Annotated in this window: 10 protein-coding genes and 2 tRNA genes; 9 read left to right on the top strand and 3 right to left on the bottom strand. The window is 64.6% G+C overall.

Translation table 11 applies throughout. The features are described 5' to 3' along the window. Positions 1–7: 7 nt before the first annotated feature. Positions 8–2,560, bottom strand: a complete 2,553-nt coding sequence (gene pepN, locus B5520_RS07120; protein WP_079596343.1) for an aminopeptidase N — start codon at positions 2,558–2,560, stop codon at positions 8–10. Between the two features lie 166 nt (positions 2,561–2,726). Here pepN and B5520_RS07115 point away from each other — a divergent pair, with 166 nt between their 5' ends. The 3 genes from B5520_RS07115 to B5520_RS07105 all read left to right on the top strand — a co-directional run bounded on the left by B5520_RS07115 (position 2,727) and on the right by B5520_RS07105 (position 5,278). Then, positions 2,727–3,746, top strand: a complete 1,020-nt coding sequence (locus B5520_RS07115; protein WP_079596342.1) for a hypothetical protein — start codon at positions 2,727–2,729, stop codon at positions 3,744–3,746. A 78-nt stretch (positions 3,747–3,824) separates the two neighbouring features. Beyond that, the gene (locus B5520_RS07110) at positions 3,825–4,319 is read left to right on the top strand and encodes a ribose-5-phosphate isomerase (protein ID WP_079596341.1); all 495 of its coding nucleotides are present in this window, start codon (positions 3,825–3,827) and stop codon (positions 4,317–4,319) included. After that, positions 4,319–5,278, top strand: a complete 960-nt coding sequence (locus B5520_RS07105) for an Fpg/Nei family DNA glycosylase (protein ID WP_079596340.1) — start codon at positions 4,319–4,321, stop codon at positions 5,276–5,278. The genes B5520_RS07110 and B5520_RS07105 overlap by 1 nt, the downstream gene beginning before the upstream one ends. Positions 5,279–5,376: 98 nt before the next feature. On the opposite strand, the gene B5520_RS07100 is transcribed toward B5520_RS07105, so the two are convergent. Beyond that, positions 5,377–5,447 (bottom strand) — tRNA-Gly (locus B5520_RS07100). Between the two features lie 141 nt (positions 5,448–5,588). Between B5520_RS07100 and B5520_RS07095 the strand changes: the two genes are divergently transcribed. The 6 genes from B5520_RS07095 (at position 5,589) to B5520_RS07070 (ending at position 10,837) form a co-directional block, all read left to right on the top strand. Continuing rightward, a tRNA-Pro gene (locus B5520_RS07095) sits at positions 5,589–5,663 on the top strand. A gap of 81 nt (positions 5,664–5,744) precedes the next feature. Next, positions 5,745–7,145 (top strand): trigger factor, encoded by a 1,401-nt coding sequence (tig, locus tag B5520_RS07090; RefSeq protein ID WP_079596339.1) that lies wholly within the window; start codon positions 5,745–5,747, stop codon positions 7,143–7,145. A 229-nt stretch (positions 7,146–7,374) separates the two neighbouring features. After that, on the top strand, positions 7,375–7,998 hold the full coding sequence (locus tag B5520_RS07085) for an ATP-dependent Clp protease proteolytic subunit (RefSeq protein WP_079596338.1): 624 nt from the start codon (positions 7,375–7,377) through the stop codon (positions 7,996–7,998). Between the two features lie 36 nt (positions 7,999–8,034). Beyond that, positions 8,035–8,694 carry an ATP-dependent Clp protease proteolytic subunit gene (locus B5520_RS07080; RefSeq protein WP_079596337.1) on the top strand — a complete coding sequence of 220 codons (660 nt, stop codon included), beginning with the start codon at positions 8,035–8,037 and terminating at the stop codon, positions 8,692–8,694. A 176-nt stretch (positions 8,695–8,870) separates the two neighbouring features. Then, entirely contained in the window at positions 8,871–10,151 is a 1,281-nt protein-coding gene (clpX, locus tag B5520_RS07075; protein WP_079596336.1) for an ATP-dependent Clp protease ATP-binding subunit ClpX, read from the top strand. 71 nt (positions 10,152–10,222) lie between these two features. Continuing rightward, entirely contained in the window at positions 10,223–10,837 is a 615-nt protein-coding gene (locus B5520_RS07070) for a mycothiol-dependent nitroreductase Rv2466c family protein (RefSeq protein ID WP_079596335.1), read from the top strand. 339 nt (positions 10,838–11,176) lie between these two features. Here the strand turns inward: B5520_RS07070 and valS are convergent, their stop codons facing one another. Beyond that, positions 11,177–13,798, bottom strand: coding sequence for a valine--tRNA ligase (valS, locus tag B5520_RS07065; protein WP_079596334.1), 2,622 nt, complete (start codon positions 13,796–13,798; stop codon positions 11,177–11,179). Between the last annotated feature and the right edge of the window lie 58 nt (positions 13,799–13,856).

The raw sequence follows: 13,856 nt of genomic DNA, 5'->3' as shown, positions 1-13,856 counted from the left end.
CCCGTTGCTACACATCTGCGGCCCGTGCGCGCAGTGCCCGGGCAACGCCGTCGCGGTTTTCCAGCATCATGCGCCGCAGCGCGGCACTCTCCGGCGGCAGGGCCGCCAGGAAGCCGTCCGTACGGTCAACGGTGGCCTGGGTGGTCAGCAGCGCGGGGTAGAGTCCGACGACGATCTGCTGGGCGAGTGCGTGCGTGCGGTTTTCGACGATGCCCGGCACCGCCTCGAAGTACTTCTCCGCGTAGGGTTCCAGCAGCGACCGGTCGAGGACCCGCATGAAGCCGGTCACCGCCGACCCCTGCAGCGCGTTGGACAGTTCGCCCTTGACCACGATCGAGTCCCAGGCCGCGGCCTTCGCCTCGGGGGTGGGGATGGCGGCCTTGGCCAGAGCTGCCGCGTTCTGGCCGCTGGAGGTGTTGTCGCGCGCCAGTTCGGCGTCGATCCCGTCCTGTGCCATCCGGCCCCCGGCAACGAGGGAAGCCACGAGCTCCCAGCGCAGGTCCTGGTCAACGGCCAGTCCGTCCAGGACCGCCGATCCGTCCAGCAGCCCTGCCACCTTGTCCAGCTGGGCCGCGCTGCCGGCAAGCAGGGCGAAGGACTTCACGAACTGCAGCTGCGCGTCGGAACCGCCGGGAACCTGGGAGGCGAGGTCCCAGAGCCTGTCCGCTGCGGCGGCTGTGGCAGCCTCGCGGTGCTCTTCGGCCACGTAGAAGGACAGTGTGGTGGCGAGCTGGCGGAGCTGTACCAGGATCACGGAGGAGTCCGTCTCTGCCGCCACGTTGGACAGGATGAGCTCCACGTATTTCCGGGCCGGGGTCTCGCCGTCACGGGCTGCATCCCAGGCGGAATTCCAGACGAGGGTCCGCGGCAGGCTGTCCTGGAAGTCCTTGAGGTGTGCCGTGGCCGTTGCCAGTGACTTCGGGTCCAGCCGGACCTTGGCGAAAGCGAGGTCGTCGTCATTGATCAGGATGAGGTCAGGCTGGGGCAGGCCCACCAGCGCGGGAACGTCGGTGCGTTCGCCGTCGACGTCCAGTTCCTCGCGGTGCACCCGCTCCAGTTTTCCGGCAGCGTTGAGGTTGTAGAACCCCACGGCGAGCCTGTGCGGGCGGATGGTGGGCCATTCCTCCACCGCGGACTGGACGATGGTGAAGGAGCGCAGCAAACCGTCGGCATCAGCCTCCAGCTCGGGTGCGAGGGTGTTCACCCCCGCAGTTTCAAGCCATTGCCGTCCCCAGTCATCCAGGTCCCGCCCGCTGGCCTTCTCCAGTTCCACCACGAGGTCGCCCAGTTCGGTGTTCTGCCAGGAGTGCTTGGCGAAGTACTCACGGACGCCCGCCATGAACTGTTCCGGCCCTACCCACGCCACCAGCTGGCGGAGGACGGATGCCCCCTTGGCGTAGGTGATGCCGTCGAAGTTCACCTCAACGTCCTGCAGGTCGTTGATCTCGGCGAAGATCGGGTGGGTGGTGGGCAGCTGGTCCTGGCGGTATGCCCAGGATTTTTCCAGGGAGGCGAAGGTGGTCCACGCGCTGGTGAAGGAGGTGGCTTCCACCGCCGCAAGGTGGGACATGTACTCCGCGAACGATTCATTGAGCCACAGGTCGTTCCACCAGCGCATGGTGACCAGGTCCCCGAACCACATGTGCGCCAGTTCGTGCAGGACGGTGATGGCACGGCGCTCAATCTGCGCGCCGGTAACCTTTCCGCGGAAAATATAGCCTTCCAGGATGGTTACCGCACCGGCGTTTTCCATCGCCCCGGCATTGAACTCCGGAACGAACAGCTGATCGTACTTTTCAAAGGGGTAGGGGCAGCCGAACTGCGCCTCGAAGAACCGGAAGCCCTGCCGGGTCAGTTCGAAAATGTTCTCCGCATCCAGGTACTGCATCAGCGATTTCCGTGCGAAGACCCCCAGCGGGATAACCCGCCCGTCTGAACTGGCCACCTCGCTGCGCACTGACTGGTACGGGCCCGCAATCAGCGCCGTGACGTAGGAGGACAGCCGCGGCGTGGCAGGGAAGGTCCATGTGGAGCGGGCGCTGCCGTCATCGCCCGGCGCGGCCTGGGCGGGTTCGGGGGTGGAGGAGTTGGAGATGACGTCCCAGTGGGACGGCGCCGTCACGGTGAACGCGAACGTCGCCTTCAGGTCCGGCTGCTCAAAGACGGCGAACATCCGGCGTGCATCGGGAACCTCGAACTGCGTGTACAGGTAGACCTCGTTGTCCACCGGGTCCACGAAGCGGTGCAGCCCCTCGCCGGTATTCATGTACGGCGCATCGGCAACAACGGTGAGTTCGTTGGTTTCCTGCAGGCCGGGCAGCTGGATGCGCACGCCGTCCGCCACCGTGGCCGGGTCGAGGCTGCGGCCGTTGAGTGTCACGCTGTGCACGGTGCGGGTCACGGCGTCGATGAACGTGGAGGAGCCAGGCTTCGCGCTGAACTTTACGGTGGTGGTGCTCCCGAAAACCTCCCCGCCCCTTGTCAGGTCCAGCTGGACGTCATAGGACTCGACGGTGATCAGTTCGGCGCGTTCGCGGGCCTCAGCGCGCGTCAGGTTCATGCCTGGCAAATGGACCTCCAGAAAGTTGCGGTTGCCGGCTGGGGGTACCCAGCTCCGGCACTGATCATTCTTGCATTGGCTGACCCCTTGGCAAGTTGCCCTGGTCACAGCTGTGCCGGGCGGAGCGGAGGGGCCCCGGTCCCGGCGCCAGGGGTAGCGTTAAGTCATGGGAAAGTATCTGGATTCGGTGGATGCGAAGGCCTTGCGCTTTGCCGTCGGGTTTCCGGTCATGCTGGCCGCCGGTTTCGTTGTGTGCGCGTTTTTGCTGCGGCCGGACCTCCCCGAGCCGCTCGCCATCCGCTGGACGGATGACGGCGGCGCCGCCTTCGCGCCGTTCGGCGCCTTCGTGGGCGGCGGCGCGTTGATGATCCTGGTTTTCGGCTGGCTGGGCCTGTACCAGGCGGTTCCGGTGGGCAGGCCGGTCATGATGCGCCGCATCATGATGGGCGCCGGGCTTTTCCTGGCCCTCTTTATCACCACCGCCCTGGCTGCCGGGCTGGTGGGCCAGGCCGGCGTGGCCGATGCCCGCGAGTCACGGGTTGACCTCACCGTCCTTGCGCTCGGCAGCGGCGCCGCAGTGTCCCTTGGCGTGATCGTGGCCTTCGCCTTCAAGGCCGACCAGCAGTGGTCGCCGAATGACGACCGGGCCCTGCAGTTTGCCATCGCGAAAGAACTTGACCCGGACCTGACCCGGGACAGCATCCGGTTGTGGGTGCATGCCAGGAGCTCGGTCTTCGTGATGATCGCCATCGCCTCCGTGTTCCCCGCCGCCCTGATCGCCATTGTGGTGCCGTGGCTGGGTGTCCTGCTCATAGTCCTGGCCTTCTTTGGGGCGGCCTTCCTGTGTGCCCGCGTTAAGGCGGACCGCGGCGGGCTGAAAGTCCTGCTGGCCGGCGTCGTGCCGGTCATGGACATTCCCGCCGGTTCCATCTCGGCCGCCAGCGCGGCGGATGTCCGGGCTGCCGACTACGGCGGGTGGGGCTACCGGAACCACGGGGGAACCGCCGCCATGCTCGTCAGCAGCGGCCCCGCCGTCGTCGTCAGCAAAACGGACGGACAGCGGCTCGCGGTGAGCGGCGGAAGCCAGGCCTCGGCCGCCCGCCTGGCCGAAGTCCTCACCCGGGTGGCTGCCCGGGCACGGCGGGGCGGCGGCCCCTCCCCTGCGGCAGGCCTGCCGGAGTCCTAGTATTCTTGTCCGTGTTGTTCTACGGGCCGGCGCCTTCCGTGCCGGCTGCCAGCGCCGCCAACTGAACGGATTCTGCTCGTGACCTCTTCCCCTGCCTTCCCGCGGGTCCACATCGCCACCGACCACGCAGGCATGGAGCTCAGCGCCCACCTCGTGTCCCACCTGACGGCCAAGGGATACGAAGTGGTGGACCACGGACCCAAGGTCTACGACGCCCAGGACGACTACCCGTCCTTCTGCATCAACGCCGCCCTGGCTGTAGTGGCTGACCAGCAGGCGGGTGTCCACGCGCTGGGCATCGTGTTGGGCGGATCAGGCAACGGTGAGCAGATCGCGGCGAACAAGGTCAAGGGCGTCAGGGCAGCCCTCGCCTGGAACCACTCCACGGCTACCCTCGCCCGTGAGCACAACGACGCGAACGTGGTGGCCGTGGGCGGCCGGCAGCACACGGTGGAGGAAGCAACGGAACTTATCGAAGCCTTCCTGGCCGAGCCATTCAGCAACGACGAGCGGCACGTCCGCAGGATTGGCAAGATCGCCGCCTACGAGGCCACCGGCGAGGTTGTCGAGTAGTGCCGGAAGGGCATTCGGTCCGGCGCCTGGCGCGCCAGTTCGGGGACGTTTTCACCGGGGAAAGCCTCGCCGTGACCAGCCCCCAGGGCAGGTTCAGCGGGGGAGCGGCGCTGCTCGACGGCCATACGCTGCTCGCCGCCGAAGCCCACGGGAAGCACCTTTTCCTGCACTTCGACAACGCGTTGGTGCTGCACGTCCACTTGGGCCTTTACGGTGCCTGGAGCTTCGGCGGCGACAGCACCTTCACGGGGTCTTCCAGCATTGGTGCGCCCCGCCGGGTAGGCGAGCAGGAAGCCTTCGCCGACGGGGAGGACGACGCCGGTGCCCCCTATGAAGGGCCGCCGGCCCCGGTGGGGGCGGTCCGGGTAAGGCTTGCGTCAGCCCACGGCTGGGCCGACCTGCGCGGTGCAACAACCTGCGAAACCATCACCGCCGCCGAAGCTGACGCAGTGCTCGCCCGGCTGGGCCCTGACCCATTGCGTAACCTTCGGGGCGATGCCGGCAGGTTTGCCGCCAACCTGCAGGCCCGGAAAACGCCCGTGGCCGCGCTGCTGATGGACCAGAAGATCATCGCCGGCGTGGGCAACGTGTACCGCGCCGAGGTCCTCTTCCGCCTGCGCCTGGACCCCTGGCTGCCGGGGGCTGCCGTGCCGGATGCCACTGCCCGGAAACTGTGGCGCGACGTTGTATCCCTCATGAACGACGGCGTGGCCGACGGCCGGATCATCACCACCCCGCCCAAGTACTGGACAGGCAACGGGAAAGCAGGCAATCAGAAAGCGGGCACAGGGAAGCCGGCCGCCGTCGTGAAGACCCATACGTTCCCTGCCCGGGAGGACGCGCACTTCGTCTACAAGCGCAACGGACTGCCGTGCAGGGTCTGCCGCACCACCGTGCTGATCGCCGAGTTGGTTGCCCGAAAGCTGTACTGGTGCCCGAACTGCCAGCAGTCAGCCTGAATATCTTTCCTGAAACACGAAGAAGGCCTGAAACACGAAAACGGCCCCAAACACAAAAAAGGCCCCTCGGTGAGGGGCCTTTTTCGTTTGTTCCGCAGAGGGGACGACGGGAATCGAACCCGCGTAATCAGTTTGGAAGACTGAGGCTTTACCATTAAGCTACGTCCCCGAAGGAAGATCCATCTGCAACATTAGCAGCTGGAAACTTCGGGCTGGCTGTTCAAGCCGGATACAACTAAACCTAATCCAGGGGCTACGTGTCAAATGTGCAAAGACGGCGCGTATCACCGTAGACTTGCCTGTGCACTAACGGGGTGTAGCTCAGCTTGGCTAGAGCGCCTGCTTTGGGAGCAGGAAGTCGCAGGTTCAAATCCTGTCACCCCGACTCTGCGGCCCGGACCACTCGGCCTGGACAAAACATTGCGTTTGCAGAAACCCATCCCACAAACCCAGGAGTACTTAGACCGTGAAGAGCGCTGTCGAGAACCTCACCCCCACGCGGGTCAAGCTCAACGTTGAGGTTCCCTTTGAGGAACTGAAGCCCAGCATCGACTCGGCTTACAAGACTGTTGCTTCGCAGATCCAGGTTCCTGGGTTCCGTAAGGGCAAGGTGCCCGCAAAGCTCATCGACCAGCGCGTCGGCCGCGGCTACGTCCTGGAGACGGCCATCAACGACGGCCTCAACGGCTGGTACCAGGCTGCCGTGCAGGAATCCGGCATCCGCCCCCTGAGCCGTCCCGAGGTTGAAATCACCGAGGTTCCGGACCCCTCCGCCACGGACGGCGGCCTGAAGTTCGCCGCCGAGGTTGACGTCCGCCCCGAAATCGAACTGCCGGACTACGCCGGCATCAAGGTTGAGGTTGCAGCCGCACAGTCGTCCGACGAAGACGTGGACAAGGCCCTGGACGAACTGCGGGGCCGCTTCGGCACGCTGAAGTCCGTCGACCGTCCCGCAGCCGACGGTGACTTCCTCACCATCGACATCACCGCCACCATCGACGGCGAGGACGTGGACTCCGCTGCCGGCCTGTCCTACCAGGTTGGCTCCGGCACCATGCTCGAAGGCCTCGACGAAGCCGTGACCGGCCTCAGCACCGACGAGGACGCCATCTTCAACACCACCCTGGTGGGCGGCGACCACGCCGGCGAAGAGGCCCAGGTCAAGGTCGTTGTCAAGGCCGTCAAGGAGCGCGAGCTGCCCGAAGCGAACGACGACTTCGCCCAGCTGGCTTCCGAGTTCGACACCCTCGCCGAACTCCGCGAAGACCTTGCCAAGCAGGCTGCCGATTCAAAGGTTGTCGAGCAGGGCGTCGAGGCCCGCGACAAGGTCCTGGACAAGCTCGTTGAGCTCGTCGAGGTTCCTGTTCCGGACTCGGTGGTCGAAGAGCAGCTCGAAGCCCACTTCAAGGAGGGCAACGGCCACGGTGAGGGCGAGCACGACACCGAGGAGCACCGTGAAGAGGTCCGCGCCAACACCGCCCGCGCCTTCCAGAACGAGATCATCCTCGACGCCATCGCTGAGAAGGAAGAAGTCAACGTCAGCCAGAACGAGCTGATCGACTACATCGTCACCACCGCCAGCCAGTACGGCATGGACCCGAACCAGTTCGCCCAGATCATCGATCAGAGCGGCCAGGTCCCCATGATGGTTTCCGAGGTCCGCCGCCGCAAGGCGCTGGCCGTCGTCCTGGGCCAGGCCACCGTGACCGACACCGAGGGCAACGCTGTTGACCTGAGCGACTTCGTGCGCCCCGGCGGCGAAGAAGAAGCTCCGGCTGCAGAAGCCGAGGCAGCCGACACCGAAGCCGTCGACGCCGAAGCCACCGGCACCGCTGCCGAGGACGACAAGGCCGAGGCAAAGGCCTAGTCCCACGACGCATGGAACGGCCCCCGGATCGCGAGATCCGGGGGCCGTTCGCGTTCCGGCAGGGCTCCGGCGCGTCTGGTCCGCCGATCGTGCGCCGTCAGCGAACAGCCCTCGGGGCACGAACAAAATGTCGGTGAAACCGGTTAGTGTCCAAGTAGTGATTTTCAGTGATGTCACCGTCACCAGCGAGAGGTAAGTAAACATGTCACAGCACCCAGAGGCCCCCCGGATGGCGACCGTCGATCCTGCAGCCCAGGACAACTACATTTACAACCGCCTGCTGAAGGAGCGGATCATCTGGCTGGGTTCGGAGGTGCGGGACGACAATGCGAACGCCATCTGCTCTCAGCTGCTCCTCCTGTCCGCCGAGAACCCGGACAAGGACATCTACCTCTACATCAACTCTCCGGGCGGCTCTGTCACGGCCGGCATGGCCATCTACGACACCATGCAGTTCATCCCCAACGACGTCGTCACCGTGGCAACCGGCCTGGCCGCGTCCATGGGACAGTTCCTGCTGTCCTCCGGCACCAAGGGCAAGCGGTACGCCACCCCCAACGCCCGCGTCCTGATGCACCAGCCTTCCGGCGGCATCGGCGGCACCGCCTCGGACATCAAGATCCAGGCAGAGCTCATCCTGCACATGAAGAAGGTCATGGCGGAGCTGACCGCCGAGCAGACCGGCCAGACTGTCGATACCATCCTCAAGGACAACGACCGCGACAAGTGGTTCACGGCCACCGAGGCCCTGGAGTACGGCTTCTTTGACAAGATTGCCGCGCACGCAGGTTCCGTGTCCGGCGGCGGTGGCACCGCCAACGGCACCTCCGGCGAGACTGCCTCACAGAACTAACCCGGCATCAAGAACACTCAGATCAGGAGCAATGAAATGAACTACAACTTCGGGTGGTCCGCCGGTAATCTTCCGTCCAGCCGCTATGTCCTGCCGCAGTTCGAGGAGCGCACCCCGTACGGCTTCAAGCGCCAGGACCCCTACACCAAGCTCTTCGAGGACCGCATCATCTTCCTCGGTGTGCAGGTGGATGACGCTTCCGCTGACGACATCATGGCCCAGTTGCTGGTCCTCGAGTCCACCGACCCGGACCGCGACATCACCCTCTACATCAACTCCCCGGGCGGGTCCTTCACCGCCATGACGGCCATTTACGACACCATGCAGTACATCCGGCCGGAAATCCAGACCGTCTGTTTGGGACAGGCCGCAAGCGCGGCAGCCGTCCTCCTCGCCGCCGGAACCCCCGGCAAGCGTCTGGCGTTGCCCAACGCCCGTGTCCTGATCCACCAGCCGGCCCTCTCCGGCGGCCAGGGCGGACAGGCCTCCGACCTGGAGATCCAGGCGGCAGAGGTCATGCGCATGCGGTCCTGGCTTGAAGACACCCTGGCCCACCACTCGGGCCGTACGTCGGAGCAGGTCAACAACGATATCGAGCGTGACAAGATCCTCACCGCCGATGAAGCCCAGGCATACGGGCTGATCGACCAGGTCCTCGATTCACGCAAGATCAAACCTCAGGCAATTACGAGGTAGCAGTACGTAAAGCGCCGGTGCGGGCCAGTTCATTTGGCCCCACCGGCCTTTTCCTTCCACCCTTGGGAGCCAATGTGACCTAGAGTGGATGTTGTCACAACCGGCCCTCGCGGTCCGGGATAGATTCCAGCAACGGTGCAAGGCTGCCAGGCAGCAGGATACTAAGGGGTTCACATATGGCTCGGATTGGCGAGAGCACGGATCTGCTGAAGTGCTCTTTCTGTGGAAAGAGCCAGAAGCAGGTGCGCAAGCTCATTGCCGGGCCCGGGGTCTATATCTGCGATGAGTGCATTGAGCTCTGCAACGAAATCATCGAAGAGGAGCTCGCGGAAGTCGCCGACCTGGGGAGCTTTGAACTGCCCAAGCCCCGCGAGATTTTCGATTTCCTGCAGGAATACGTCATCGGCCAGGAACCTGCTAAGCGTTCCCTCGCCGTCGCCGTCTACAACCACTACAAGCGCATCCAGGCCGGCCACGCCCCCAAGTCCGGCAGCCTCGCCGACGGCGGGCACCATGACGACGTCGAAATCGCCAAGTCGAACATCCTGCTGATCGGTCCCACCGGTTGCGGCAAGACCTACCTGGCCCAAACCCTCGCCCGCCGCCTGAATGTACCCTTCGCCGTCGCGGATGCAACGGCACTCACCGAGGCGGGCTACGTCGGAGAGGACGTGGAGAACATCCTCCTCAAGCTCATCCAGGCGGCCGACTACGACGTCAAAAAGGCCGAACAGGGCATCATCTACATCGACGAGATCGACAAGATCTCCCGCAAGAGCGAAAACCCCTCCATCACCCGTGACGTCTCCGGCGAGGGTGTCCAGCAGGCGCTGCTGAAAATACTGGAGGGCACCGTTGCCTCGGTACCGCCGCAGGGCGGCCGGAAGCACCCGCACCAGGAATTCATCCAGATCGACACCACCAACGTCCTCTTCATCGTCGCAGGCGCCTTCGCCGGCCTGGAGGAGATCATCGGATCGCGTTCCGGCCGCAAGGGGATAGGTTTTGGTGCACCGCTCAACGAGGCCAGCAAAAAGGTCGATTCCTACGGCGAAGTGATGCCGGAGGACCTGCTCAAGTTTGGCCTGATCCCCGAATTCATCGGCCGGCTCCCCGTCATTACCACGGTCTCCAACCTGGACCGGGACGCCCTGATCCAGATCCTGTCCACACCCAAGAATGCCTTGGTCAAGCAGTACCAGAAGATGTTCCAGATCGACGGTGTGGAACTGGTCTTCGATGACACGGCACTGGATGCCATCGCCGAGCAGGCCCTGGAGCGGGGCACCGGTGCTCGCGGGCTGCGGGCCATCATGGAGGAAGTGCTCCTTCCCGTGATGTTCGATCTCCCCAGCCGCGAGGACGTGGCGAGTGTGGTCATCACCGAGGATGTCGTCCTGAAGGGCGCCGAGCCCACCATGATCCCGCACGCCGCCAAGCGGCGGAAGTCCGCCTAGCCACTGCACGAATTACCCCCTGCCAGCTGTGGCTGCCACCTGCGCAGCCGCCTCCCCCTGAAGGATCCGCTATGCCTGAATCCGTAAAGAACAAGGCCGACTTCTGGTTTGATCCGCTGTGCCCCTTCGCCTGGATCACTTCGCGCTGGATTGGCGAGGTTGAAGGCGTCCGCGACATCGAAACGCAATGGCACGTCATGAGCCTCGCAGTCCTCAATGAAGGACGCGACCTGGAGCCTTCCTACCGGGAATCCATGGATAACGCCTGGGGCATGGTCCGCGTGATCATCGCCGCCCAGCAGGAGCACGGCCAGGAGACGGTGAAAGCCCTGTACGACGCCATGGGAACCCTGATCCACGACGCCGGCGAGAAGGACCGGGGCCTCGTGATCACCAAGGCCCTTGCGGAATGCGGCCTCCCGTCCTCCCTGGCCGAGGCTGCAACCAGCGACGCCTATGATGCCCAGCTTCGGGCAAGCCACGAGGAAGGCATTTCCCTGGTGGGCCAGGACGTCGGCACCCCGGTGGTGGCCTTCAACGGAACGGCGTTCTTCGGCCCCGTCCTCACCCGCATTCCACGGGGCGAAGAGGCCGGCAAGCTGTGGGACGCCACCACTGCCCTTGCTGCGTACCCGCACTTCTTCGAGCTGAAGCGCAGCCGCACGGAGCGTCCGGAGTTCAGCTGAACCGGCCCCTCTGTGAACATCGAAGGGCCCCGGGAGAACTACCTGCTTGTAGTTCTCCCGGGGCCCTTGCGCTTGGCCCTGCCCGGGACAACAATGGTTCTTACCCACTTCGAAAGAAGCGGGACGCAGGAACCAAAGATTCAGTGATATATATTTGACGCAGCCATCGGCAAAGCCGGATATAAGCTACCAGTGACGAGGTAGGAAGACCTGAAGATCCGAGGATCCTGCCAGACCATTAAAGACGTCACCAAATGGCCGAAAAGTCGAAGCCCCACCAACGGCAAAACGCTGATGGGGCTTCCCCTTTGCCCTCAAACAGGCGGGCTTGGCCGGACGTTATGCCTTGGCGGGCTCATCAGAAGCCGCGAGGGCCACATCGCTGACGGACAGTTCGCCCTCGGCCGCCACCAGGGTGATCTCGCGGGCGTTGGACGCAGCCTTCAGGTCTGAAAGGCCGGCCTGGAGCTGCGCGGTCAGCGCCTCCGGAGCCGTAATGGTGGCCGACAGCACCTCCGTGCGCTGCTTGACCTTTGCCTCGGACTTCGCCTTCCGGACACCGCTGAGTGCAACGCCCACCGTGGCCAGCATCGTGGTGTCGCCGCCCGGAATCTCCAGCGCTGCAGGCCATTCGGCACGGTGGACAGAGCCGTTCCGCCACCAGCTCCAGACCTCTTCGGTGGCGAACGGCAGGAACGGCGCGAACAGCCGCAGCAGCGTGTCAAGGGTGGTGGCAAGTGCTGCCAGCACGGAGGCCTGCTCGGCTTCGCCGGCGGCACCGTAAGCGCGGTCCTTGATGAGCTCCACATAGTCGTCTGTGAACTGCCAGAAGAAGCTCTCCGTAATCTGCAGTGCACGGGCGTAATCGTAGTTCTCGAACGCCTTGGTGGACTGCGCCACAACCTCGGCCAACTGGGCCAGGACCGCCCGGTCCAGCGGGTTGCTGAGCACCGACAGGTCACCGGACAGTACAGATGCCTCCGTGGCACCCAGGTTCAGCACGAACTTGGACGCGTTCAGGAGCTTGATGGCCAGGCGCCGGCCGATCTTCATCTGGGCAATTTCGTAGGCCGTATCAGCACCGAGCTTCGCTGATGTGGCCCAGTACCGGACGGCGTCGGAACCGAACTCGTCCAGCACGTCGGTGGGGACCACCACATTGCCCTTGGACTTGGACATCTTTTTGCGGTCCGGGTCCAGGATCCATCCGGAGATGGCCGCATGCTTCCATGGGGCGGTGTTCTGCAGCGCATCGGCCCGGACCACGGAAGAGAACAGCCAGGTACGGATGATGTCGTGGCCCTGGGGGCGCAAATCGAACGGGAACACCTTGGCGAACAGGTCCTCGTCCCGGCTCCAGCCGCCCACAATCTGCGGGGTCAGGGAGGAGGTTGCCCAGGTGTCAAAGATGTCCGCGTCACCGGTGAAGCCGCCGGGCACGTCGCGCTGGGACTCGTCGTATCCCGGCGCTGCCTCAGCCAGCGGGTCCACCGGCAGCTGCTCGTCGGAGGGCACGATGGGGGCGTCGTAGTCGGGGTTGCCGTCGGCATCGAGCGGATACCAGACGGGGATGGGCACACCGAAGAAGCGCTGGCGCGAGACCAGCCAGTCACCGTTAAGGCCGGCAATCCAGTTCTCGTACCGTGAGCGCATGAAGGCGGGGTGGAAATTGATGTCGTGGCCGCGGGAAATCAGGCGTTCCCGGCGGTCCTCGTCCCGGCCCCCGTTGCGGATGTACCACTGGCGTGAGGTGACAACTTCCAGGGGCTTGTCACCCTTTTCGTAGAAGTTCACCGGGTGCATGATCTTTTTGGGTTCGCCGTCGAGCAGATCGGCAGCTTCCAGGAGCTTCACCACGGCTTCCTTGGCGCTGAAGACGGTCTTGCCCGCAATCGCGGCGAAGCCCTCGCGGCCGATGTCAGTGGTGATCCAGTCCGGGGTCTCGGTGACGATGCGGCCGTCACGGCCCACGATCGCCCGGGTGGGCAGCTGAAGTTCGCGCCACCAGGTAACGTCCGTGAGGTCACCGAAGGTACACACCATGGCGATGCCGGAGCCCTTGTCCGCCTTCGCCAGAGGGTGGGCCTTAACCTCCACCTCGACGCCGAAGACCGGGGAGGTGACCTTTTTGCCGAACAGCGGCTGGTACCGCTCGTCGTCGGGGTTTGCCACCAGGGCGGCGCACGCCGCCAGGAGCTCGGGCCGGGTTGTTTCGATGAAGATCTTTTCGCCGTCTTCGGTAAAGAACGGGTAGCGGTAGTACGCTCCGGCAACCTCACGGTCCTCAAGCTCGGCCTGCGCAACCGCGGTACGGAACGTTACATCCCACAGCGTGGGTGCTTCGGCCATGTAGGCGTCACCGCTGGCCAGGTTGGCCAGGAAGGCGCGCTGGGAGACTTCGCGGGAGGCGTCGTCGATGGTGCGGTAGGTCAGTTCCCAGTCGACCGAGAGGCCCAGCTGCTGGAAGAGGCTCTCGAAGACCTTCTCGTCCTCAACGGCGAGTTCCTCGCAGAGTTCAATGAAGTTCCGGCGCGAGACGACGTCGAAGTCGCGCTGGTTCTTGGCGGGCTGCGCCGGCGGCCGGTAGTCGGCGTTGTACGGAATGGCGGGGTCGCAGCGCACGCCGTAGTAGTTCTGCACCCGGCGTTCGGTGGGCAGGCCGTTGTCGTCCCAGCCCATGGGGTAGAAGACGTTCTTGCCCGTCATGCGCTGGTAGCGCGCCAGGACGTCCGTCTGGGTGAAGGAAAACATGTGCCCCACGTGCAGGGAGCCCGAGGCGGTGGGCGGGGGAGTGTCGATCGAATAGACCTGCTCCCGGGTGGTGTCCGGGTTGAACTTGTAGGTCCCTTCGGTCAGCCAGCGCTGCGTCAGGGCAGCCTCAAGGCCTTCGAGGGCCGGCTTGTCCGGAACGTTGATGGGGGCGGTGGTGGGCGTGTCTGTACCCTGTTTGTCTTCAGCCATTCGGCAATTCTTTCATGTTCTGTTCAATCCCACAGAACGCAGCAGGCAGTAGCGAGCC

It is taken from the genome of Arthrobacter sp. P2b (assembly GCF_900168295.1).
Lineage (GTDB): Bacteria > Actinomycetota > Actinomycetes > Actinomycetales > Micrococcaceae > Arthrobacter.
The sequence above is the reverse complement of the archived record's forward strand: the minus strand, read 5'-3'. Positions and strand labels throughout refer to the sequence as shown.

Excerpts from the sequence above, each read along its gene's own strand:
- pepN (WP_079596343.1), bottom strand. The coding sequence starts at position 2,560 with ATGAACCTGACGCGCGCTGAGGCCCGCGAACGCGCCGAACTGATCACC.
- B5520_RS07115 (WP_079596342.1), top strand. The coding sequence starts at position 2,727 with ATGGGAAAGTATCTGGATTCGGTGGATGCGAAGGCCTTGCGCTTTGCC.
- B5520_RS07085 (WP_079596338.1), top strand. The coding sequence starts at position 7,375 with ATGGCGACCGTCGATCCTGCAGCCCAGGACAACTACATTTACAACCGC.
- B5520_RS07080 (WP_079596337.1), top strand. The coding sequence starts at position 8,035 with ATGAACTACAACTTCGGGTGGTCCGCCGGTAATCTTCCGTCCAGCCGC.
- clpX (WP_079596336.1), top strand. The coding sequence starts at position 8,871 with ATGGCTCGGATTGGCGAGAGCACGGATCTGCTGAAGTGCTCTTTCTGT.
- B5520_RS07070 (WP_079596335.1), top strand. The coding sequence starts at position 10,223 with ATGCCTGAATCCGTAAAGAACAAGGCCGACTTCTGGTTTGATCCGCTG.
- valS (WP_079596334.1), bottom strand. The coding sequence starts at position 13,798 with ATGGCTGAAGACAAACAGGGTACAGACACGCCCACCACCGCCCCCATC.